Raw genomic sequence first — 23,317 nt, forward strand, 5'->3', positions numbered from 1 at the left:
TTATGCTAAAGGAGCTCCTGCCATAATTTCGTCATTGGCAAATTCTTCAAATTTGGCGAAGTTAGCTTTGAATTTCTGCGCTAATTCAACCGCTTTTTTATCGTATAGTTCCGGATCTTCCCAAGTATTTCTTGGATTCAATATTTCGCTAGGAACATTAGGGCAAGATTGTGGTTTTGCAATTCCGAATACTGTGTGATTCTCATACGCCACAGTATCTAATTCTCCATTTAAAGCAGCAGTAATCATGGCTCTTGTGTATTTCAGTTTCATTCGGCTTCCTATTCCGTAAGGTCCACCTGTCCAACCCGTATTGATCAACCAAACTTTTACATTCGAATCTTTCATTTTTTTGCTTAACATTTCTGCATATTTTGTTGGGTGCAATGGCATAAAAGGCGCGCCAAAACAAGCAGAAAAATTAGGTTGAGGCTCCGTTACACCAGCTTCAGTTCCGGCTACTTTTGCAGTATAACCGGAAATAAAATGATACGCCGCCTGACCAGGTGTCAATTTAGAAATTGGAGGTAAAATACCAAAAGAATCTGCCGTCAAGAAGAAGATATTTTTTGGATTTTTTCCAATAGAACTGGGCTGAATGTTATCAATATGGTAAATAGGGTAACTGACTCTTGTATTTGGTGTTATGGAAACATCTTGAAAATCTACTTCATTAGTTCCCTCTTTGAAAACTACATTTTCTAAAATGGCCCCTTTTTTAATGGCTCTAAAAATATCTGGTTCATTTTCTTCAGAAAGGTTTACTACTTTGGCATAGCAGCCTCCTTCAAAATTGAAAACAGTGTTTTCATTCGTCCAGCCATGTTCATCATCTCCAATAAGTTTTCTTTTTGGATCAGCTGATAAAGTTGTTTTACCAGTTCCTGATAAACCAAAGAAAATAGCAGTATCTCCTTCATCACCCACATTGGCGCTGCAATGCATGGGTAACGTATTTTTGAAAACAGGCATAATGAAATTCAAAGCAGAGAAAATTCCTTTTTTCATTTCACCAGTGTATCCTGTCCCACCTATAAGAACTACTTTTCTTGTAAAGTCTAATATGGCAAAATTGCTTTGGCGTGTACCATCAACTGCTGGATCTGCAAGGAAACTTGGGACACACAGTAAGGTCCATTCCGGAGAAAAATTTGCTAATTCTTCAAGTTCCGGTCTCAGAAACATATTGTAGCAAAACAAATTTGCCCAAGCCGTTTCCGTGATAACTCTAACATTTAATCTGTAATTAGGATCAGCACAAACATAGGAGTCTCTAACAAAAACTTCTTTATTGGATAAATAGTCAGTAACTTTTTTGTATAAAGCGTCAAATGCATCTGATTCGAAAGGAATATTTACTTTCCCCCACCAAACTTGGTTTTCAGTTATGCTGTCTTTTACAATAAAGCGATCTAATGGAGACCGTCCGGTATATTCACCTGTATTAATTGCCAATGCTCCTGTTGAGCTTTCCACTCCTTGACCAGATTTTATTGTAATTTCATGCAATTCGTCTGGCGATAATTGGTAATTAACTTTTGCATTTTCAATTCCTAAGTCTTTTAACGAAATCGATTGCGAGATAAGGATGTTATTGTCCATAAATTTGATGTTGTGTGTGTTTGTTTTATAGACTGCAAAAGTAGAAATTATATTTCAGATAGGATTTGATTATCTTGATTTTATGATTTTTTATTAATAATATTCAGTAATAAAACTCCCCAGGCTAGTATTAATAGGAGTCCGCCGATGGGTGTCACAAATCCGATGACCTTAAAATCAAAAGAAGTGAGGTCATTTGTTGCCAATAAATAAATCGATCCTGAAAATAAAATTACTCCAAAAAGAACTAAAAAATAGATTGTTTTTTTTGCTTTTTGGGATAGGTTATTTAGTAACCCAATAAATAATAAAAAAACAGCATGGTACATTTGATACCGTACTCCGGTCTCAAAAGTGGAAAGTTGTTCCAGAGACAGTACTTTTTTTAGGGCATGTGCGCCAAATGCTCCTAAAATTATGGCTATCATCCCAAATATCGCTCCTGTTGAAATTAATTTCTTGTCCATTTTTTTTAATTTATTTGCCACACAAAAGTATCTCTTATCTACGCATTGTAAAAAGAAATTCTCAAGTTTCTTTTTTGAAGTTTGATTTTTTATAAATCGTATGTTTTAGCGATTTTTAGGGCACTTTGTGAAAATATTTAAATGTTTTAATAAAATACTATTTGTTATAAATACAACAATATTGTATATTTGTGTTATATTTATGTAATTATGAGGATAATTTTAATCATTGGGGCAGGAAGATCAGCATCGTCGTTGATACAATATCTTTTAAATAAATCAGAAAAGGAGCAACTGCATCTGATTATTGGAGATTTATCATTGGATTTGGCTGAAAAGAAAACCAATAATCACCCAAATGCAACACCAATAGCCTTAGATATTTTTGATGAAAATCAAAGAAAAGAAGCCATTCAAAAAGCCAATATTGTTATTTCCATGTTGCCCGCACATTTACATATTGAAGTGGCAAGAGATTGTATTGTTTATAAAAAACACTTAGTTACGGCCTCTTATGTTAGTGATGCCATGCAGGAATTGGACGCTTTGGCAAAAGAAAATAACTTGATTTTCATGAATGAAATTGGTCTGGATCCTGGAATAGATCACATGAGCGCCATGAAAGTTATTGATGAAATTAAGGATAAAGGAGGCAATATGCTTTTGTTTGAATCTTTCTGCGGCGGACTTGTAGCACCTGAGTCCGACACTAATCTTTGGAATTATAAATTTACCTGGGCACCACGAAATGTGGTTTTGGCAGGACAGGGCGGGGCAGCCAAGTTTATTCAGGAAGGAACGTATAAATACATTCCGTATTGTAATTTATTTCGCAGAACTGAATTTCTGGAAGTAGAAGGATACGGTCGATTTGAAGCCTATTCCAACAGAGATTCGCTGAAGTATCGTAGTGTTTATGGACTGGATGATGTCCTTACCTTATATAGAGGGACCATTCGTAAAGTAGGATTTTCCAAAGCATGGAACATGTTTGTGCAATTAGGCATGACGGATGACAGTTATAGTATGGAAGATTCGGAAAACATGAGTTACCGAGAATTTGTGAATTCCTTTTTGCCCTATCATCCAACGGATTCTGTAGAAAGTAAAATGCGGTTGATTCTTAAAATCGACCAAGATGATATCATGTGGGACAAACTTTTGGAACTGGATTTATTCAATCGCAATAAAAAAGTAGGTTTGAAAAAGGCCACTCCGGCGCAAATTCTGGAGAAAATCCTAAGTGATAGCTGGATGCTTCAGCCGAATGATAAAGATATGATTGTCATGTACCATAAATTTGGGTACGAGTTAAATGGCAAAAAAGAGCAAATAGATTCAAAAATGGTTTGCATTGGCGAAGACCAAACCTATACCGCAATGGCAAAAACCGTTGGTTTACCAGTAGCTATGGCTACATTATTAATACTGAATGGTAAAATCACCACTCCGGGCGTACAGCTCCCTATACGTAAAGAAGTCTATTTGCCTATTTTGAAAGAGCTGGAAGAATACGGTGTTGTTTTCAAAGAACAGACAATGCCTTACTTGGGATACAATCCTGATAAAGATTTTAATTAGTAGTTTCTTTTTTATATTTTTTAATTTGTTGAATCCGCAGCTCTTGATAAACGTCTTGATTTGCGGATTTTTTTATGAAATTCATTTATTGAATACGTATTCTTTGGGCGTGACCCTGCGTAAAAACTTCGGGTCGGGCTGTACGCTGCAATCTTTATGTTTTTAAAGAAAAAACATAAAGGATTTTCGCTGCCATCCCTCACGCAAAGCATCCAACTGATTCGAAGTCGTTTTGGTTAATTGTAAGAAAATTTAATTATATTTGAAGAAACATAAAGCAAAAAAACCTTCGCCAATCTACCCATATTTGAGAGTATTTAAGAAGGTTTGTATCGCTTATATACAAGTTATGCCTCAGTTTAGAAAAAATAACATATGAAAACAGAAAGAGATTTATTGTACAAATATTTAGATATTTTAATACTCGAAGCAGAAATTGCTGAACCTAATAGTTCTAACAATATTTTATACGAAAAACACATATCTCCAACCGAAACGGAAAAGTATGATTTCCTTGAATTTTGTGATAAAATAGTTGCATTAGGAAATAAGCTTAGTTATTTTAAATATATATCAAAAGAACCTGATTGGTTTGAACTTACTGAAAAAGGAATTTTAGCTAAAGAGAAAGGCGGACATTTAAAATACGAAAAATTCATAAATGATAAAGAATTAGAAAAAGTTAAACCTACTATTATTGCTGAAAATTATATTGCAGTAAATAATCACGGAATTCAATCATCAAAAAGTGATTTTAAAAGTCCAATAACACAAATAATAAATCCAACAATATCTATAAAATCTAATACAAAATCACTCTTAGAAATAGTAAGTTGGATCGCAGGTGTTATTGCCTCTGCTATTGTTGTATATGAATTCATGATAAAATAGTTTAAAAATGCTTCCGGCTTAAACGTTGCGGAAGCGAAACTGAAAATTGTAACAAAATAAAAAAACTGAACGCACAAAAGCTACTACAACGGATTTGGGTAATTGGCTTAAAGGAAAGTTGGTTTTGTATTTGGTTTGTTTAGGTAAATCCGAAATGGGCTTAATTTAATTTCAAATCAATTGTAGTAAGGGAACGTTATGCCCAATTTTAGAAAGACACAGAAAATGAAACATCTCGTAATAATATTAACGCTTTGGTCTTTTCTCGGTTGCGGAAGTAAGGAAAATTCAAAAAGCGTTATTGATGAAACAACAGACAGTTCAACAACCAAAAATAAAGTTTCAACAGCTTGGCTCTTTGACAAAGTTGACGGTAATAAACTAGTTTTTAAAAACGGACAGACTTTTGAAACCAATTTATTTGAACTTCAATTTATTGGACAAGTTTCTTTCAGTAACAAAGTTCCTTTTTTAATTTTCTCCGGACGAGACTGTAACGAGTGTGACGCAAACATTTCAATTTATATTAACTCACCTTCGAACGGAAAATTATTTGCTGAACATGGAGAAAATAGTTATCAATAACCAGGGACAGAAACAGACCGTGAAACAGACAGCATATTGTATGTTTCAAGAGCATTCTACGGACAAGTTTTAGATAACACAAAAGGGGTAATTTGGTATGAAAATAGACTTTTAGAAAATGGAAAAATGGGACGTATTGTTTTTCTTTCACGTATTGAGAATGGAGTAAAAAAAGATACAGTCTTTGAAGACAAAGGAAAACTAGGCGAAACACTGAACTTAGTAAATAAAGGACTATGCACAGAAATACAAGGGCGACAATACACTAGCGAGCCATAGAAAAACTGTGCATAACAGCAGTTTGGATAGATTGGGGTTTTAGTGGAATTACTGTAATCAACCACGTTTACGTTCAGCCAAAAATACTCCCCTACTAGCGCGAGCGTCCCGCTCGTGACCACAACTAAATACGAGCGATCCGAAAATTATGATAAAAAAAACACGTTTAAAGTTGGATTCATCAAAATCGAAACCATCTCTTGAAACTGACTTGACTTCTATAACTATTTTGCATAACCATAAATACATTAAAATATGAAACATATAATTGCAAGTGTCTGCATCCTTTTATTGACAGTTGGTTTTAACGGATTTGCACAACAAGTTGTTCCAAAAGTAAAACTAACAGACAAAGAAAAAACACCAAACTCACAATGGCAGGGCAAGCGGGTGGCTTTTCTGGGGGATTCGATGACAGACAAACGTCGTATAGGAACTACTTGTGTTTACTGGGAGTATCTGGGTGAATTACTGGGGATAGAACCTTTTGTATATGGCGTCAGCGGAAATCAGTGGAATGACATTTACAAGCAGTCTGCGAAGTTGCACGAAGAAAAAGGAACAAACGTTGATGCAATATTGATTTTTGCGGGTACGAATGACTATAACCACGATACTCCGTTGGGTGAGTTTTTCAGTGAAACAACAAGGCAAACCAACTTTAACGGAAAGGAAGTGACACGTAAATACCGGACTCCAAACCTGAATGATTCAACCTTTTGCGGACGGATTAATAAAGCGATGTCATACCTGAAAAACAATTACCCACAACAACAAATTATTATTATGACACCTATTCATAGGGGGTTTGCCAAGTTTAACGAGAAAAATGTGCAACCTGACGAAAACTATGGTAACGGACAAGGACTGTATATCGATTCCTATGTTGCTATTTTGAAGCAAGCGGCTTCTTATTGGGCGGTTCCGTTGATTGACCTCTATTCGATAAGTGGTCTTTTTCCAATGGCCGATGCGCAATCGCAATACTTTCATGACAAAGAGAAGGATAGACTGCATCCCAATGCACTAGGGGATTACCGCCTGGCAAAAACCATTCAATATCAATTATTGGCATTGCCTTCGGATTTTGTTGTTGAATAAGTAAAAAATTTAAGAAACAAAATGAACAGGTTCCCAGTTGTGAAGTCTCCCGAATTCATAACTAACATTATATGCCGTTCCAATGATAACCTGAGTTCGATTATTATTTTATCACGAAAGGATGGATTTGAAATCTAAGCTTTAAATTAAAACCTTGCATAACAGCACCACGAAGGTTGCTGAATTTTCGAGAATAGAACCAATTGTTTTCATAACTTTCAATTTTGCAGCAGAAAATATTTTGCTATAAAAATCACAACCTCATTCAGCATCAAAACGTTGGACTATTTTTTTGTAAAAAATAAAATTGAAATTTAAACGAAAATATATGAAAAATCTAATTAGAATTGTTGTTCTATTTTTAGTTTTTACAAGTTGCGAAAAAACAGAAGATGATACCAATAATGATTGTACATCGAATTGTACGGTGTTAAGGGGTAGATTTGTTACTCTAAACAATCTCCCGGTTCCAAATATCAGAGTGTCCTTGAAATATAAAATTGGTGGCGGCGAATTAGGCGGAGGATCAACACGAAAAATTGTAAATATAGAATCCGACCAAAACGGAAATTTTAATAAAGACTTTTTTATAAAAGATCGTGAATTGGGAAATTCAGCGGGTGGATATTTTGACGTTGAAATCGATGACTCTAAAATTGATGTAAATAAATATATTAGAACGAATAACTTAATTGGAGGAAGTTCAACAGACATTGGTTTTGCAATTTATTCAATAACACGCAGAGACACTATTATTGATGAAACTTTTTACATTCCCAAAAAAGCATTTATAAAAGTTAATCTAAATAATTTTGTTTCGCAGCGAGCAGGAGATTTATTTGAAGTGCGAACATTGTATCCTTTTGGTCCTAAAGTTGGACTAAATACATTTCTAAATTCTGAATATTCTACCGGTTTTAGTGGCTATGGTAATTGGATTGCAACAAATTTAAATAATAGATTAAATGTATTTGTAGCCGAAGGAGAAAAAAATATAATACGAGTAATTAGAAGAAAAAACGGAATTGGATCGAGTCAAGATTTTGAAATTACTGTTCCGCCAAATAATACGTTAGAACTGACCTATAATTTCTAAAAAAAATCCGCTCATTTCGGAACGGATTTTAATGAATTTTCTTTGTGGTAAAATACTACTTGCTCAACTCCACAAAATATTTATAAAACAACGGAATAGTTTCAATTCCTTTCAAATAATTGAATATTCCAAAATGTTCGTTTGGCGAGTGAATTGCATCGCTATCCAGACCAAATCCCATCAGGATGGTTTTGCTTTTCAATTCTTTCTCAAATAAGGCTACAATGGGAATACTTCCTCCGGAACGCACTGGAATTGCAGGAATTCCAAAAGTCTCGGTATACGCCATATTTGCGGCTTTGTATCCTATGCTGTCTATTGGTGTTACATACCCTTGTCCGCCATGATGTGGTTTTACTTTTACGGTAACACCGGCTGGAGCAATGCTGATGAAATGTTTGGTGAACAGTTCGGTAATTTCTTCCCAGTCTTGGTTAGGGACTAATCGCATCGAGATTTTGGCGAAAGCCTTACTCGCAATTACGGTTTTGGCACCTTCTCCGGTGTATCCACCCCAAATTCCGTTGACGTCCAGTGTAGGACGAATCGAATTTCTTTCATTGGTTACATATCCTTTTTCGCCATAAACATCCTTTAAGTCCAGTGCTTTTTTATAATCGTCTAAATTGAAAGGCGCTTTGGCCATTTCAGCTCGTTCTTCGAGAGATAATTCCTGAACTTTATCATAAAAGCCCGGTATGGTAATGTGATTGTCATCGTCATGCAGTGAAGCAATCATTTTTGCCAAAATGTTAATGGGATTGGCCACCGCACCACCGTATAATCCAGAATGCAAATCACGATTAGGTCCCGTAACTTCAACTTCTACATAGCTTAATCCACGCAAGCCAGTTGTGATGGAAGGTTGCTGATTTGAAATCATTCCCGTATCAGAAATTAAAATCACATCGTTTTTTAGTTTTTCTTGATTGCGTTCCACAAACCAACTCAAACTTTTGGAACCCACTTCTTCTTCACCTTCAATCATGAATTTCACATTGCAAGGCAAAGTATTTGATTGCACCATGTATTCCAATGCTTTTACGTGCATGTACATTTGGCCTTTATCGTCACAAGATCCTCGGGCAAAAATGGCGCCTTCAGGATGGATTTCGGTTTTTTTGATAACGGGTTCAAAGGGGGGAGAAGTCCATAATTCCAATGGATCTGGCGGTTGCACATCATAATGGCCATAAACTAGAACCGTAGGCAACGATTTATCAATGATTTTTTCACCGTAAACAATTGGATAACCTGGCGTGTCGCAAATCTCAACAAAATCACAACCTGCTTTTTCTAAACTTACTTTTACTGCCTCAGCGGTGTCGATAACATCTTGAGAATAAGCAGTGTCAGCACTTACGGATGGGATTTTCAATAATTCAATTAATTCGTTTATGAAACGATCTTTGTGTTGTTGAACGTATGATTTTATATTTTCCATTATTGATTTTGTTTATATTTCAAAAGTACAAAAAAGAGTATGAATATTTTTTGTGAAATTTACTTTGAAAATTGGAAGTTATGTTTATCTTTGCACCCACAATTGCGCGGATATGGTGAAATTGGTAGACATGCCAGACTTAGGATCTGGTGCCGCAAGGCGTGTAGGTTCGAGTCCTATTATCCGCACTTTAAAAACCCTTTATTCGTTGAAAACAACGTTTAAAGGGTTTTTTGTTTTATCACTTTTCTTTTTGAGAAAAAGTATTCTTTATAAGTTCACTACAAGAATCTGCCATCGGTGGTTGTTTATAAATTCAAATATCCCTTTTTTGATATTTCACCACAGGTTTTAAAGATTGATTCGCTATAAAGCAGGTTGTTTTATGTATCTCATTAAGAGTGCATTTATATATGGTTTTTTATTGCAATGTATAAAAAGTGGTAGGGTCTGGTATGTAAATAGAATTTGTTGTTTTACTTTTAATTTTCGGAATAGCATTATATAATTTATACACCTTTGTTTCTCATTGTTATCAGTGTAAAACAAATGGAGGGTTGTTTTTAGAACAGTTTAGTATAATTAAATAATTAGCTGCTTTATTAATTAATACAATCGATGGGATTGTTTAATAGAATAAATAGGAATAAAGATTTTCTGAAAGAGAAAATCAGATGAGAATCATGAGCTTGTTTCTCATTCTTTTGAATTCTTAATCGTAATAAAAAACAAAATTTAACGTATAAATATAATCTTGAAATCAATGACAAGCAGTAAGATATTAAAATGGTTTTTTTGCAGTTTTATGGTCTGTTTATCAGCGTGTAATTCGCAAAAAAATGGGCAAACAGAAATTGGATATGGTTGGAATAACAATTCAGTAAACGTAGTTAAATTCCGAAAAAATGCTTTAACAACTTATAGAGAGTATCAATTTACAGCATATTATGATGAAAATAGTTGTCTCGTTCTTGGAAAAAGAAAGTTAAATACGTCTAATTGGGAAATTGTCAAGACGGTGTATAAAGGAAATACAAAAGATGCGCATAATGCGATCAGCATAGCTATTGATGGTGATGGGTACTTGCATGTAAGTTGGGATCATCATGATACTAAACTTCGCTATGTAAAAAGTAAAAAATCGATGGGTTTAGAACTTGGGGAAGAACTGGCTATGACGGGCAATCAGGAACTAAAAGTTACGTATCCTGAATTTTATAATTTACCTAACGGAGGATTGCTCTTTTTTTACCGATCTGGGGCATCAGGAAGAGGAAATATGGTGATCAATTCCTATGATTTAAAAAGTAAAAGTTGGTCGCAAGTACAGCAAAATTTACTAAACGGAGAGGGAAAAAGAAGCGCTTATTGGCAGACCAGTGTAGATAAGCAAGGAGTGATTCATCTTTCATGGGTTTGGAGAGAAAGTTGGGATGTGTCTACCAATCATGATTTGTGTTATGCACGGTCCAAAGATGGTGGTGTGACTTGGGAGAAATCCACAGGAGAAAAATATACATTGCCCATAACCGTTTCAACTGCTGAATATGCTTGGAAAATTCCTCAAAAAAGTAATTTAATCAATCAAACAGCAATGGCTGTCGATAAAAAAGGCAATCCCTATATTGTAACGTATTGGAGTGAAAATAAAATTCCGCAATATCAAATTGTCTATTTGGATCATGGAAACTGGAAAAGAATAAATACTGGATTCCGAAAAACGCCTTTTTTTCTTGGCGGAGGCGGCACTAAACAGATACCTATTTCAAGACCCGATTTGCTTATCGATGATAAAGAAAGCAGTCCGGTGTTGTATGTTATTTTTAGGGATGAAGAAAGAGGCAATAAAATGGCACTGGCTTACAATAATTTGAAAGGGAACAGTAATTGGAAAATAGTAGATTTAACCAGTACTTCAGTAGGACAATGGGAACCAAATTATGATATTTCGCTCTGGCAAAAGAAAAATAAATTGCATATTTTTTCTCAAAATGTCACCCAAATTGACGGCGAAGGATTGGCTAAAATACCACCAACTATGATAAGCGTTTTAGAAATAAATAGTTTACCGAAATAGAAAAAAATAAAATAATCAATACATATTTTAATCAAATGTTTTTACAAAAAATAAAAAAAACAAGAAAGTGCCTGCTTGTTTCTGTGGGTGCAACTTTGCTGTTAAGCTCTTGCGCTGTTAATAAATTAGAAAAGCAGATTGATACTGCCCTTAATCGAGGGGTCGGTCAGTATACGTATATGAGGAACAGACTGCCTAAAGACAAATATCCAAAAACGTATTATGTTGCCAAAGATAGATTGGAAACCAGCGGTTCAGGATGGTGGTGCAGTGGTTTTTATCCCGGAACAATGCTGTATTTGGATGAAGCAGTCAAGTCGCCGGTATTAGAAGGTGAAATAGACAGGATTTTGCAAGATTTGAAGAGGGAACAATATAATAAGACAACACACGATCTTGGGTTTATGATGTTTTGTAGTTTTGGAAATGCCAATCGCTTGCATCCAAAACCAGAATATGCGGAAATACTAATGAATAGTGCAAAATCGTTGGCTTCCCGTTTTGATGAAAAAGTGGGTTGCATTAAATCTTGGGATTCTTCGGATGACGGTTATCTGGTCATTATAGATAACATGATGAATTTAGAACTCCTTTTTTGGGCCAGTGAATACAGTGGTGATAAAAAATATTATGACATTGCCGTTAAACACGCCAATACCACTTTGAAAAATCACTTCCGTGCAGATCATAGCTCGTATCATGTTGTAAATTATAATAGTAAGACGGGTGAAGTTAAACGAAAAAGAACCGCTCAGGGATATGCTGATGAATCGGCTTGGGCTAGAGGCCAAGCGTGGGGATTGTATGGTTATACCGTGATGTATAGAGCAACAAAAGATAAAAAATATTTAGATCAAGCGGTCGCTATCGCAGAATTTATTTTAAACCATCCGAATCTGCCTAAAGATAAAGTGCCGTATTGGGATTTTAATGCGCCCAATATTCCAGATGCTTTACGAGATTCTTCGGCTGGATCTGTTATGGCTTCGGCTTTATTAGAATTAAAGAATTATGTTGATTCAGCGGCTTCCAAAAAATATTTTGCAGCAGCCAAAACGATTATTACAACATTGACTTCTAAAGAATATATAGCCGAAGAAGGAACTAATGGAGGCTTTTTGTTGAAACATGGGGTAGGACATATTCCCGAAAAATCAGAAATAGATGTTCCTTTAACGTATGGGGATTATTATTTAGTGGAAGCAATGCTGAGGTATAAAAAACAAATAAAATAGAGTAAAAAACGTATAGGAATGCTGTTTTATAAATCCTTCATATGGTAATTAGTTTTATGAAAAAAAAATATTCATTGATTTTGTTACTTCTGATGTGCGTACCGGTATTAGCGCAACAGCAAGAAGAATCGGTTCTGAATGCAACAGATGATAACGTTTTTAAAATTGTAAACCCGGATTATACGTTAAGTCCTTATACCGGAATGACCAAACAACACTGGAAAGATGCCGCGCTTTATTTATTGAAAGGTGCCTTTGGTTACATCCATAATCTGGATGATCCAATGAAGTTTCCTAAACAACCAGGAATTAGTTACCCAAAGGACGAAGGAAAAGTTCCAACGGAAAAATTAGAAGGACTATGTAGAACGTTATTTGTAGCGGCTCCACTTTTAAAAGACAATCCATCTTTAGCAATCAATACTATAAAAGTTGCGGATTATTACAGATATCAAATCGGTAAGTTAATAGACCCAAGCAGTTCGTCTTATATTGTGCCTCGTTCAAAAAATGGCGGTCCAAACCAAAATTTAGTGGAATTCGGAGCCCTGTCAGTGTCCATGCTAATTGCACCTGAAATATTGTGGGAACCGCTGCCTCAGGTTCAAAAAGATGCGTTGGCCAAAACGATGATCAGTTATGCTGATGGTCCGACGGTGCCTTCTAATTGGAAGTTTTTTAATATTTTCGTGTTGAGTTTTTTCAAAGACAAAGGCTATCCTGTTAATGAGAAATTGCTGGTGGATTACCTGCAGAAATCATTGGATCATTATAGAGGCGGAGGTTGGTATAATGATAATCCCGCTTTTGATTATTACAGCATGTGGGCTTTCCAAATGTATGGAATGGTTTGGTCTGAATATATTGGAAAAAAATACTATCCGGAGTTTGCTGCCAAGTTCGAAACTAATTTTAAAGATCTAAAAGATAATTATCCGTATATGTTCAGTCGAAACGGAGAGATGATCATGTGGGGGCGCAGCATCAGCTATCGAATAGGTTCTATTATCCCTTTTCCACTGATGGGATATGAACAAGATAAAGATATTAATTTTGGTTGGATGAGAAGAATTTCTTCGGGAGTGATGAAGCAATTTTTAGAAAATCCTGATTTTATGAAAGACAATGTTCCTACTCTAGGGTTTTATGGTGCTTTCGAACCTGCTGTACAAGGTTATAGTTGTCGTGGAAGCGTCTATTGGATGGGAAAAGCATTCTTGGGACTGATGGTTCCGGATAATAATCCGTTTTGGACAGCAAAAGAAAACGAGGGAGCTTGGGATAAAGAATTTGCAAAAGATACGGTCTATCATAAATTCCAGAAATCTTCCGAAATTTTAATTACCGATTATCCTAATATTGGCGCAGCCGAGTTAAGAGCATGGTGTAATGTTCCTGTAATTAATGCTAACGAAAAATTTAGAGGAAGTGAAAACTACAACCGATTGTCGTACAACAGTGCCTTCCCTTGGCAAGCTGATGGTGTCAATGGTGAAGTAGCGATGAACTATGTTTTTAAAAACAAAAAACAGGAATGGGAACCGTTCCGAATGTACACTTTTAAGAAGTTTGAGGAGGGTGTTTATTATCGGGATGTGGTTTTGGAGACCAATAGCAATGTCAAATTTAATTTAGCCGATATTCCTTTAGCGAATGGTATTTTAAGAGTGGATAAAAATAGCAGCACTGATCCAATTGCTATACGATTAGGTCATTATGCTTTACCAAAGTTGGATGTGGCAATTAAAACGACTATTGTTAAAGTAAAAGGACGTCAGGTGACTATTATTGATAATGGAAAATACCAGTTGGCAATGATTCCGCTTTTAGGTTGGGATAAAATAGAGGTGGTTGCCGCTAAAGGTTTAAATCCTTCCAGTGATGAAAGTGCAGTGATAGATCTTAGTACTAATTTTATGCCTCAAAAAGATACCGCTGCTATTTATGCCACTTTAATGCTATGGAAAAAGTCAGGAGAAAAATGGAGCGATAAAGAGTTGTTGCCTGTGAACAAAATTAAGTATTCCGAAAAAGAAAATGCAGTACGAATCACGATGGTAAATGGCGAAAAAAAGATTGTAAAATATAATTAATTCACGGTTCTATTACTCATAGAGTTTTAGTTTAAATCGCCAAGCTTTTTTATTTAAATACAATAGGTTATAAAAAACACAAATCCCATTTGGCCGAAAGCTAAATGGGATTTGTGTTTTTATTCAAAGTCGGTTTTTATCCGTGATACACTCGGGAAGCAATTATTTTATTCTCCTTTATGTCTAATACTTCAGCAATAAGCATATCTTCTTCTCCGTTCACGGTTCTAATATATTCCATAAAAACACGGTCACCGTTTGCGGTAAGCGATTTAACTTTATAGTTCAAACTGGGTAAACGCTCAAAAGCATCTTGCCACCATTCTCGCAAAGCCTCTTTACCCGTAACAAAACCATTCGTGTCAGGTTTGTACATTTTTAGTTTTGGACTAAAATGTACCGCGTCTTCATCATATAAAGACAATAGTTTTTCTAGCTCTTTATTATTAAAAGTTTCAAACCATTTAAAAGCAATTAATTGTAGTTTTTCGGGTGTCATACTATTTTAGGATTGAATTTTTAATTAAAAAAATCCCATTTCGCTTTATGCAAAAGGGATTTTATTTTATAATTTCAAAGAAATATTAAACGTTCTTCAAATTGATGATTTCTTGTTCGGTAAGCAATCTCCAGTTTCCTCTTGGCAAATTCTTTTTGGTCAAACCAGCAAAAGAAACTCTGTCAATACGCAAAACATCATAACTAAAATGTTCGAAAATAGAACGAACCACTTTTACGTTAGAAGATCTTAATTGCAACCCAATTTCACTTTTCGCTTCACCATCAATGTAACTTACATCTTCCACAAAAACGCGGTGTCCGTCAAGAGTCAAACCTTTGTTTATTTTTTCTAAATCTTCATATTTCAAGTTTTTGTCAAGTGAAACTTGGTATATTTTAGATGATTTTTGACTTGGCAAAGTAAACTTACGAATCATATCCGTATCGTTCGTAAACAATAATAATCCAGTCGTATTCTTGTCCATTCTTCCAACTGCGCCAATTTTTGCAGTAGTAGAGCCTTTTACCAGTTCCAATACATTACGATACTCCTGACCTTCGTCCATGGCAGTTGTAAAGTTTTTTGGTTTGTTCAGTAAGATGTACACTTTTTTCTCTGGTGTCAAAGTGGCACCGTCAAAATTTACAACATCTCCAGGTTTTACCATGTATCCCATTTCGGTAACAGGAATTCCGTTTACTTTCACTGTTCCGGATTGAATATAAATATCCGCATCACGACGCGAGCACGCACCAGAATTAGCGATGTATTTATTCAAACGAATTTCGTCTTTTACTTTCGGTCTCTTTGGTGCTTGATTTGGTTTTTTCTCTACTTTATCAGTAGCGATATCGGCAACTTTAGTATTTACTTTAACTTTTTTCGGCCCTTGAGCGCGCTTCTGCATGGCAGGTTTTGGCTTATTCGAACTTGGTCTTGAGCTATTCGCTCTTGGACCACTTTTCTTATTATTGCCTTCCTTGTTATTCATAATATTCCAATAATTTGTGCAAAGATACTATTTATATAGTTGACAATCAATAAGAGCCAATTATAAAAACGGTAACTATCTAGTTAATAAGCTAATTAATACGTTTAAGTTTTCATTTTTTGGAGCTATTTCCCGCTTTCCACTCTATCTTTTTCTTTTTTAAGAAAAAAGAAAAAGGATGCCGTTGTAATCGGGGCTAACCTAATGGAGAGATTTGGGTACTTTTGAGGAAATTGTTTTATCCTTTTTATATTTCTTATGAAAGAGAAATCTAAATCATCATCAACAATCTTTTTCCGTGCCACAAAACACTCGGATTGATAAGCACAATGCAAAATACTCCAGCCACAATAAGGAATTTCAGTACATTATGAAGTAGTAAAAATTGTGATTTGGTGTTTGATTTCCATAAGTAAGCCAAGAAAAAAATCAACACAATAAGGCAAGAATAAAAATAAATATCCATATAACCGACATCGTAAATTTCGATTAAAAGATAAACTGGAATTACAGCCAGAATGGTCAAAATAGTAATCGTTTTTTTTGATATTTCTTCTCCATAAACAATTGGAATCGTTTTGTAATCATTGGCCAAGTCCCCTTTTAGGTTTTCTAAATCCTTAACCATTTCCCGAATAAGAATTAGTAGAAATAAAAAGGCGGCATGCGCAAATATTACGGCAAGCTGTCTTTTATAATTTTCAATTTCTTCAAATGGAATCTGAATATAAAAATACAATAGTATGGCAAAAAAAGGCAGAACAGCCAATAGAGAGGCTGTCAGGTTTCCTATTATCGGATATTTTTTTATTTTATGGGAATAAAACCAGATGGAAAATATATACGCTGAAAAGAATAAAAATACGCGCCATGAAACGAACAATGCCATTAAAGCAACTATGAGATTCAGTGCAAAATAGACACTTAATTTTGTTTTTTGACTTACTAATCGGTCCAGCATGGATTTATTAGGCCGGTTGATTAAATCTTTTCGGCTATCATAAAAACTATTGATGATATAACCCGAAGCAATCGCAAGCGAAGAAGCAAAAACAAGTATAAATAAATTAAAATCGAGTAAGATATCCAGTGCTCTTTTTTCGGGGGCAAGGATAAATATCGCCGAAAGATATTGCGCCAAAATAATTATTGGAATGTTATACCCTCTAACGACAGAGAACAAACTTGCAATTTTCATTATAAGAAGCTTGTGCTGTCTGCTTAACATTTTTTAATAGTAGTTTTTTGTCAAGTTTTACAGGGTGTAATTATAGTAAACTTGCTTATTTGTTTTCAAATTTAAGATTTTGTTTTTAAAATTAACTTGATTTTTTCACAAAAAAAACACATGTGAATTGTTCTAAGATAAAATCGCTAAAAAATTTGCTATATATTAAGAGTGTTTCTGACTTGCAATGAATAGGAATTCTGATTTCATTGGATTCAAAATATGGATTAGGCTATCTTTGAAGAAGAGTCAGGATAAATTATTTCGCTAAATTCTTTAACGGGGAAAGGTTTGCTTAAAATACTTTTTACATATTTATTGCTTTTTGCTCGTGTAATATCATAAGGGTCTAATGTAGATGAAAGCATAAAAATTTGAGTTTCCTTTTTCAATTCTTCGGGGAGCATTTCAAATTCTGAAAGGAACTCGAATCCATCCATTTCAGGCATTTTGATATCCAAAAGAATAATTAGAGATTCTTCAAAATTCCTTTTATGATTATTAAGCCATTGAATTCCCTGTTTGCCATTATTAACAGTGCTTATTTCAGTTATACCGAGAGCTTTTTTTAGTAATTGTTTGGTGACAATTTGATCAATTGTATTATCGTCAATTATCAAAATTTTATAATTAGGTTTCATATTCTTTAGGTATAGTTACTATAAATGTGCTCCCAATATTCATTTCCGAATCGACTGTTATAGATCCATTAAGATTTTCAATTGCTTCTTTTACTAAATAAAGGCCTAATCCGGAACCTTTATTGTTGTTATTAGTGACAAAAAACATTTCAAAAATTTTGACTTGGTATTCTTTATTAATTCCGATGCCATTATCTTCAATTTCTATTTTGTAAAAGTCTCCCGTGGTATACGTTTTAATTGAAATATACCTTTCTTCTTTTTTTTCATCAGAGTACTTGATGGCATTTGACAATAAATTATTTAAAATAATTTTTAATCTCAAACCATCACAATACAATTCTTCAACTGATAATTCTTTTTTGATAACGATTTCACTAGTACCTTTAATGTACAGATGTTGAGCAATGATTTCATCTGTGATTTTATTTAAATCAACGGGAGCGATGGCTATTTCTTTCCTTTTATTTCTAGAATAATCTATTATTTCTCTGATAAATTCATCTTGTTTCTCAAGGCTTTCATGCATTAGACTTAAATAATCCCTAATTTGATCCAAATCATCCTCTAGTTTTACGATTTCTATTAATCCTTTTAAGGAAGAGATAGGAGATCTTAGATCATGTGAAACACTGTAAACAAATTTGTCAAGTTTCTTATTGGCAATGATTAAATTTTTGTTTTTATCATCTGTTTCATGTTTCGAGCGTCTTAGTCTGTTAATCATTACGGAGTAGTAAATACTTACGCTCCCAATGATCATCAAAGTAAAAAAAATATTGGTTAAAAGAAGATAGGTTTTAATCAAGCGTGTGCCTTCACCAAGTGCTTCCGAGAAATTTTGTTCGTTTTTTGTTAATTTATCAGTAATGATATTTATCTGTTGTAAAATTTTTTGCTCGTCGTTTGATTTTAAATTGGTAGTACTTATTTTTTTATGAGACTCATTTCCGATTGATTCTAATTGTTCAATTAAATAATCGCCTTTTTCCCATTCATTAATCGCCTTTGCTAAAAAAGGAACGGAATGAAAATATCTAAATAACCAAATTAAATCGTCAAGGTCTTTCTCGTTATTTCTACCGGCTCTAAATCCGTTTTTGATGGTCTCAATAGAGTCATTATTTGTCAAGCCGATTCGTGCAGTTTTATCTCCTTTCGGAACACTTAATTCTTCGTTAAATAATTTCCATTCAATGGGGTCTTTAGTAAAAAGGTACGTGATAAGATGTCTGGTGGCATCTTTCTGTCCTTTAGAATAATGGGATTCTCCATTTACATACGCCCTGGATGCCGACAATATTTTAATAGTTAGATAGTTGATGATAATCAACGAAGAACAAGACAAAATCACTATAATGAGAGGAATGAAAATATTGCGGAGCTTAAAATATTCAAGAATTTTAATTTCAGACATGTAGTTTTTTTGTAAGTGATAAGGGCAAAAAAATCAGATCTTTAAAGATAAGTTGTTTTTATTTAAAATGTAAGATTTTTTTTAATTTTATTTAATGTGGTTTTTGTTATGAATGATTTAAATAATTGCTTTTTAGGAGTTCGTCAAGAAGTATAATTCCAGTATGAATTTTATTGTTATCGAAACGGTTTAAGAATTTTTTGTTTTTTATAATGAAGTTGTGCCCAAAATATATATAATGGGTATTCAATAAGAAACCAAATTGCTTCGAAATAATAATTGCATATATGCTTCAACAGGGAACAAGCTAATAATTTTATTATAAGAAGCTTTTGCTAAGCATTATAGGGTATATTTTAAGGGTTAAAGCTTTTTAGAACTGATAAACAACTTCTAGTTTATAATCTTTCAACGAAATTTTGGCTTTTTCTAAATTCTCAGTAAAACCTAAGATATAGCCACCACCGCCTGAGCCACATAATTTCAAGTAATAATCATTACTGTCAATTCCTTGTTGCCAGATTCCGTGAAATTGTTCCGGAATCATTGGTTTGAAGTTATTCAAAACCACTTTTGATAATTTCTTAGTGTTCATGAACAATGATTTCATATCGCCTCCAAGGAAATTTTCCACACAAGCATCCGTATGTTTTACAAATTGATTTTTCAACATGGCACGGAATCCTTTGTCTTTTAGGTTTTCCATGAAGATATTTACCATCGGAGCCGTTTCGCCTACAATTCCTGAATCTAGCAAGAATACGGCACCTTTCCCGTCAAAACTTTGTGTTGGTATTCCAGTTGCTTCAATATTGTCTTTAGAATTGATAAGAATTGGAATGCTCAAATAACTGTTTAAAGGGTCTAAGCCAGAACTTTTTCCGTGGAAAAAACTCTCCATTTGAGAAAATATATTTTTTAACTGCAATAATTTTTCACGGGTCAAATTCTCCAGAACCGTAATTTTATTTTGAGCATATTTATCGTAAATAGCAGCTACAAGTGCGCCACTACTTCCTACGCCATAACCCTGAGGAATGCTGGAATCAAAATACATTCCAGTTTCAACATCATTTTTTAAATTTGCTAAATCAAAAGTTACTAAGTTGGGTTGCTCGTTTTGTAACGTTTCTAAATAAGTAACAAAACGTCTTAAATTTCCATTTGATTTTATCGCTTCATCAGATGGATTCTCATCTCTTTTAAGCGCACCATTGTAAAAATTATAAGGAATTGACAATCCTTTTGAGTCACGAATAATTCCGTATTCTCCAAAGAGTAATATTTTTGAGTAAAATAAAGGTCCTTTCATATTAGATTGTAAATTAGCAATTTGGGGTTGATAATTAGGTATTTTAGTAGGTAATTTTATAAATCGACTTGGTCTCCACGATTTGCTTCTTGAATTCCAAGATCAATTTCTTCTTGTTCTTCAGGAGATAACTCTTTCCAAACATCTTTTTTTTCTGATTTGAAAATGTTTTTTATAGATTCGATTATGTCCTTGTCATTCGTTTCTAATAACAATTTTATCAATTCTAATTTCTCTGATTGAATGTCCATAATTTCAGCGCTTTAAAACTTAAAGGTAGGGAAAAAACAAACTAATTCAACAAAGCTCCATTTCCAATTTCGTCACAAAGGTACTGACCATTTTGGCAATAGCCAACTAATTCGTCCTTAATAAATTGTAACACTTTCTCTTTAGTGTTATTTGGGTATAAAACATGCACGTTTGCTCCGGCATCCAGCGTAAAACAAACCGGAATTTTGGTTTCATTTCTAAATTTCCAAATCGCATTTATGATCTCCAAAGTATTAGGTTTCATTAATATAAAATAAGGCATCGATGTCATCATCATGGCGTGTAAAGTCAAGGCTTCACTTTCTACAATTTTGATAAATTCTTCCAGATTCCCACTTTCAAAAATGGTGATTAATTGACCTAAATTTTCGTGTGCTTGTGCAAATCGCCTTTCGGCAAAAGGATGGTTGTGCATCAAATCATGTCCAACAGTACTTGAAACTTGTTTTTCGCCTTTGTCAACCAACAAAATCGTATCTTGAAAATTCTTAAAATTGGCATGAATGGCATTTGGAAATTCAACCCCAAATAAATCAGAACTTCCGGAGATATTCGCGTGATTTCCCCAAACGACAACACTTCCTTTTATGCTTCGACAAGCGCTACCGGAACCTAAACGCGCTAATAACGAGGCTTTTTGATAGAAATACGCTGAAGTCATTTTAGGATTTAATGCTTTTTCTAAACTCATCAAGTTCATCGCCAATGCCGCCATTCCAGATGCGGATGAAGCAATTCCTGAACTGTGCGGAAACGTGTTCTCCGTATCGATTGTAAAATGATACTCTTTCAAAAACGGTAAATACACTTCAATTCTTTCTAGAAATTTTTGGATTTTTGGTTTGAAATCTTCTTTTGGTTTTCCTTCAAAAAGTAAATCAAAGGAAAATTTACCATCATTTTGCTTTTTGGCGAAAGCCAATTTGGTGATGGTTTTACAATTATTCAACGTAAAACTAACCGAAGGATTAGCAGGAATTTGATTGTCTTTTTTGCCCCAATATTTCACAAGGGCAATATTACTGGGCGCGCTCCATTGGAAATTACCTTTTTTAATAGAATGTGTATATTTTGATGGAATAAAATCGTTTGCTGAAATCATGAATTTAAAAATTTAAGCAAAGATACTTTTTTTGGTTTATTTGTTAATTTGTTTATCCTGTTAATCGTTAGAAAGATTTAAGTAAATTTGGCTCACATTAGAAAAACATAAAAATGAATAAGATTACCCGAATATTAGCTATTGTTGTTACTTGTCTTGCGATTGGTTATTTCTCCGGAATGGTTACTCGTTCTGCAATAACAACATGGTATCCTACTTTGGTCAAACCAAGTTTTAATCCACCCAACTGGGTTTTTGCACCTGTTTGGAGCATGTTGTATATTATGATGGGCGTTGCTGGAGGTTTAGTTTGGAACCGAATTGATTTTGAAAGAGAAACAGTAAAAAAAGCATTGATTTTTTTTACAATTCAATTGACTTTAAATGCTTTATGGTCCTATTTATTCTTTGGATTACATAACCCAATGTTAGCAGGTTTAGAAATTATTGTTTTGTGGCTGATGATTTATGAAACCTATATTCAGTTTGCCAAAATCAATAAAATTGCAGGTTATTTGTTTCTACCCTATTTGGCCTGGGTGAGTTTTGCTGCCGTTTTAAATGGAAGTATTTGGTGGTTGAATAAATAGTTGATAGTTTCCAGTTCGCAGTGATCAGTTTATCTTGTGATGAGAAAATTAAATTATATTTAAGTCTTACAGCTTCTTAAATTCAATATTCTTGATAGATAAAAAATCTATTACGCTTAGTATATTATGGTGTTCTAGGAGTAATTTTGATTTAGGGTCTGTCTCACAAAATTGAAGGAATAAGTCTATTTCATCTGGTTTTAACTTCAAGTTTTCAAGATAAAATTTCTGATCACAGCTGCTTTTTGCCAATGCTGTAAAATTAATTTCAGCAACAGTTTTTTTTACGTTCTCTTTTTCTTTTACAAATAGACCCATAATCATGCCGCCAACTCGCATTAAATCCATTCCGTTGTCAATGGATCCATTGTAGACCCCCGTTTTTAATCTTCTTGCCGATTTTTCTAAAGCTAATTGATCAAGCTTTCCTTGTTCATACCCTTTATTTGTACTTAATTGAATAGAAGGTATTTTTGTAATTATGACTTCCTTTAACTCTTCGGGTTTAAGGATTAATGAAATAATAAGATTTTTGTTGTTTATCGTATTTTGATTCACCATGATTTTTTTGATATCGTGGTTTTTTGAAACAAAAAAGAGTTCGTCTCCAGCTTCTACTAATATAGAAAATTCTCCTGATGCATTTGTAAGGGTAGTTTTTTTAGAATTAAAATCAGCAACTTCGACTTTTGCGATAGGGAATTTTTCGTACAAAACGGTACCATTAATTAATTTTTCGGTTTGTGAAAAACTAAATTGAACTCCAAAAAATAGTAATGGAAAGGAAAGGTATATTTTTATCAATCGTAA

22 protein-coding genes and 1 tRNA gene are annotated in these 23,317 nt (G+C 34.0%); 11 read left to right on the plus strand and 12 right to left on the minus strand.

Going from position 1 to position 23,317, the window contains the following annotated elements:
• Together pckA and ACM55K_RS03390 are read right to left on the minus strand one after the other, a co-directional pair.
• Positions 1 to 1,602: a phosphoenolpyruvate carboxykinase (ATP) gene (gene pckA, locus ACM55K_RS03385; RefSeq protein WP_416848826.1), complete on the minus strand. Its 1,602-nt coding sequence runs from the start codon at positions 1,600 to 1,602 to the stop codon at positions 1 to 3.
• A gap of 80 nt (positions 1,603 to 1,682) precedes the next feature.
• On the minus strand, positions 1,683 to 2,069 hold the full coding sequence (locus ACM55K_RS03390; protein WP_416848827.1) for a DUF423 domain-containing protein: 387 nt from the start codon (positions 2,067 to 2,069) through the stop codon (positions 1,683 to 1,685).
• Between the two features lie 210 nt (positions 2,070 to 2,279).
• Between ACM55K_RS03390 and ACM55K_RS03395 the strand changes: the two genes are divergently transcribed.
• The 6 genes from ACM55K_RS03395 (at position 2,280) to ACM55K_RS03420 (ending at position 7,602) form a co-directional block, all read left to right on the plus strand.
• Positions 2,280 to 3,650 carry a saccharopine dehydrogenase family protein gene (locus ACM55K_RS03395; protein ID WP_416848828.1) on the plus strand — a complete coding sequence of 457 codons (1,371 nt, stop codon included), beginning with the start codon at positions 2,280 to 2,282 and terminating at the stop codon, positions 3,648 to 3,650.
• A gap of 375 nt (positions 3,651 to 4,025) precedes the next feature.
• Positions 4,026 to 4,541 (plus strand): hypothetical protein, encoded by a 516-nt coding sequence (locus tag ACM55K_RS03400; RefSeq protein WP_416848829.1) that lies wholly within the window; start codon positions 4,026 to 4,028, stop codon positions 4,539 to 4,541.
• Positions 4,542 to 4,766: 225 nt separating this feature from the next.
• Complete coding sequence (locus ACM55K_RS03405; protein WP_416848830.1) at positions 4,767 to 5,126, plus strand: hypothetical protein; 360 nt, start codon at positions 4,767 to 4,769, stop codon at positions 5,124 to 5,126.
• A gap of 36 nt (positions 5,127 to 5,162) precedes the next feature.
• Positions 5,163 to 5,405 carry a hypothetical protein gene (locus tag ACM55K_RS03410; protein WP_416848831.1) on the plus strand — a complete coding sequence of 81 codons (243 nt, stop codon included), beginning with the start codon at positions 5,163 to 5,165 and terminating at the stop codon, positions 5,403 to 5,405.
• A 255-nt stretch (positions 5,406 to 5,660) separates the two neighbouring features.
• Positions 5,661 to 6,506, plus strand: a complete 846-nt coding sequence (locus ACM55K_RS03415; protein ID WP_416848832.1) for an SGNH/GDSL hydrolase family protein — start codon at positions 5,661 to 5,663, stop codon at positions 6,504 to 6,506.
• A 328-nt stretch (positions 6,507 to 6,834) separates the two neighbouring features.
• Positions 6,835 to 7,602 carry a hypothetical protein gene (locus tag ACM55K_RS03420; RefSeq protein WP_416848833.1) on the plus strand — a complete coding sequence of 256 codons (768 nt, stop codon included), beginning with the start codon at positions 6,835 to 6,837 and terminating at the stop codon, positions 7,600 to 7,602.
• Between the two features lie 55 nt (positions 7,603 to 7,657).
• On the opposite strand, the gene ACM55K_RS03425 is transcribed toward ACM55K_RS03420, so the two are convergent.
• Positions 7,658 to 9,046 (minus strand): dipeptidase, encoded by a 1,389-nt coding sequence (locus tag ACM55K_RS03425; RefSeq protein WP_416848834.1) that lies wholly within the window; start codon positions 9,044 to 9,046, stop codon positions 7,658 to 7,660.
• A 106-nt stretch (positions 9,047 to 9,152) separates the two neighbouring features.
• Between ACM55K_RS03425 and ACM55K_RS03430 the strand changes: the two genes are divergently transcribed.
• From ACM55K_RS03430 to ACM55K_RS03445, 4 genes are all read left to right on the plus strand, one after another.
• Positions 9,153 to 9,234 (plus strand) — tRNA-Leu (locus tag ACM55K_RS03430).
• A 575-nt stretch (positions 9,235 to 9,809) separates the two neighbouring features.
• Positions 9,810 to 11,123 carry a BNR repeat-containing protein gene (locus tag ACM55K_RS03435; protein WP_416848835.1) on the plus strand — a complete coding sequence of 438 codons (1,314 nt, stop codon included), beginning with the start codon at positions 9,810 to 9,812 and terminating at the stop codon, positions 11,121 to 11,123.
• Positions 11,124 to 11,302: 179 nt separating this feature from the next.
• Positions 11,303 to 12,358 carry a YyaL domain-containing protein gene (locus ACM55K_RS03440; protein WP_416848836.1) on the plus strand — a complete coding sequence of 352 codons (1,056 nt, stop codon included), beginning with the start codon at positions 11,303 to 11,305 and terminating at the stop codon, positions 12,356 to 12,358.
• A gap of 56 nt (positions 12,359 to 12,414) precedes the next feature.
• Positions 12,415 to 14,451 carry a DUF2264 domain-containing protein gene (locus tag ACM55K_RS03445; RefSeq protein WP_416848837.1) on the plus strand — a complete coding sequence of 679 codons (2,037 nt, stop codon included), beginning with the start codon at positions 12,415 to 12,417 and terminating at the stop codon, positions 14,449 to 14,451.
• 136 nt (positions 14,452 to 14,587) lie between these two features.
• On the opposite strand, the gene ACM55K_RS03450 is transcribed toward ACM55K_RS03445, so the two are convergent.
• The 8 genes from ACM55K_RS03450 to ACM55K_RS03485 all read right to left on the minus strand — a co-directional run bounded on the left by ACM55K_RS03450 (position 14,588) and on the right by ACM55K_RS03485 (position 21,917).
• Positions 14,588 to 14,950: a nuclear transport factor 2 family protein gene (locus tag ACM55K_RS03450; protein ID WP_416848838.1), complete on the minus strand. Its 363-nt coding sequence runs from the start codon at positions 14,948 to 14,950 to the stop codon at positions 14,588 to 14,590.
• A gap of 85 nt (positions 14,951 to 15,035) precedes the next feature.
• Positions 15,036 to 15,944, minus strand: coding sequence for a pseudouridine synthase (locus ACM55K_RS03455; protein ID WP_416848839.1), 909 nt, complete (start codon positions 15,942 to 15,944; stop codon positions 15,036 to 15,038).
• A gap of 271 nt (positions 15,945 to 16,215) precedes the next feature.
• A complete protein-coding gene (locus ACM55K_RS03460) occupies positions 16,216 to 17,172 on the minus strand; it encodes a geranylgeranylglycerol-phosphate geranylgeranyltransferase (protein ID WP_416848840.1) in 957 nt (318 codons plus the stop codon).
• Positions 17,173 to 17,399: 227 nt separating this feature from the next.
• Positions 17,400 to 17,813, minus strand: coding sequence for a response regulator (locus tag ACM55K_RS03465; protein ID WP_416848841.1), 414 nt, complete (start codon positions 17,811 to 17,813; stop codon positions 17,400 to 17,402).
• On the minus strand, positions 17,803 to 19,230 hold the full coding sequence (locus tag ACM55K_RS03470) for a sensor histidine kinase (RefSeq protein ID WP_416848842.1): 1,428 nt from the start codon (positions 19,228 to 19,230) through the stop codon (positions 17,803 to 17,805). Before ACM55K_RS03470 ends, ACM55K_RS03465 begins: the two co-directional genes overlap by 11 nt.
• A 373-nt stretch (positions 19,231 to 19,603) precedes the next feature.
• The gene (locus ACM55K_RS03475) at positions 19,604 to 20,542 is read right to left on the minus strand and encodes a mevalonate kinase family protein (RefSeq protein WP_416848843.1); all 939 of its coding nucleotides are present in this window, start codon (positions 20,540 to 20,542) and stop codon (positions 19,604 to 19,606) included.
• A 56-nt stretch (positions 20,543 to 20,598) separates the two neighbouring features.
• On the minus strand, positions 20,599 to 20,793 hold the full coding sequence (locus tag ACM55K_RS03480; RefSeq protein ID WP_416848844.1) for a hypothetical protein: 195 nt from the start codon (positions 20,791 to 20,793) through the stop codon (positions 20,599 to 20,601).
• A gap of 41 nt (positions 20,794 to 20,834) precedes the next feature.
• Complete coding sequence (locus ACM55K_RS03485) at positions 20,835 to 21,917, minus strand: diphosphomevalonate decarboxylase (protein ID WP_416848845.1); 1,083 nt, start codon at positions 21,915 to 21,917, stop codon at positions 20,835 to 20,837.
• A gap of 113 nt (positions 21,918 to 22,030) precedes the next feature.
• Here ACM55K_RS03485 and ACM55K_RS03490 point away from each other — a divergent pair, with 113 nt between their 5' ends.
• Entirely contained in the window at positions 22,031 to 22,507 is a 477-nt protein-coding gene (locus ACM55K_RS03490) for a TspO/MBR family protein (protein WP_416848846.1), read from the plus strand.
• Positions 22,508 to 22,573: 66 nt separating this feature from the next.
• Here the strand turns inward: ACM55K_RS03490 and ACM55K_RS03495 are convergent, their stop codons facing one another.
• Positions 22,574 to 23,311 (minus strand): hypothetical protein, encoded by a 738-nt coding sequence (locus ACM55K_RS03495; protein ID WP_416848847.1) that lies wholly within the window; start codon positions 23,309 to 23,311, stop codon positions 22,574 to 22,576.
• Positions 23,312 to 23,317: the final 6 nt, after the last annotated feature.

Source organism: Flavobacterium arabinosi, assembly GCF_048158725.1.
Classification (GTDB): domain Bacteria; phylum Bacteroidota; class Bacteroidia; order Flavobacteriales; family Flavobacteriaceae; genus Flavobacterium; species Flavobacterium arabinosi.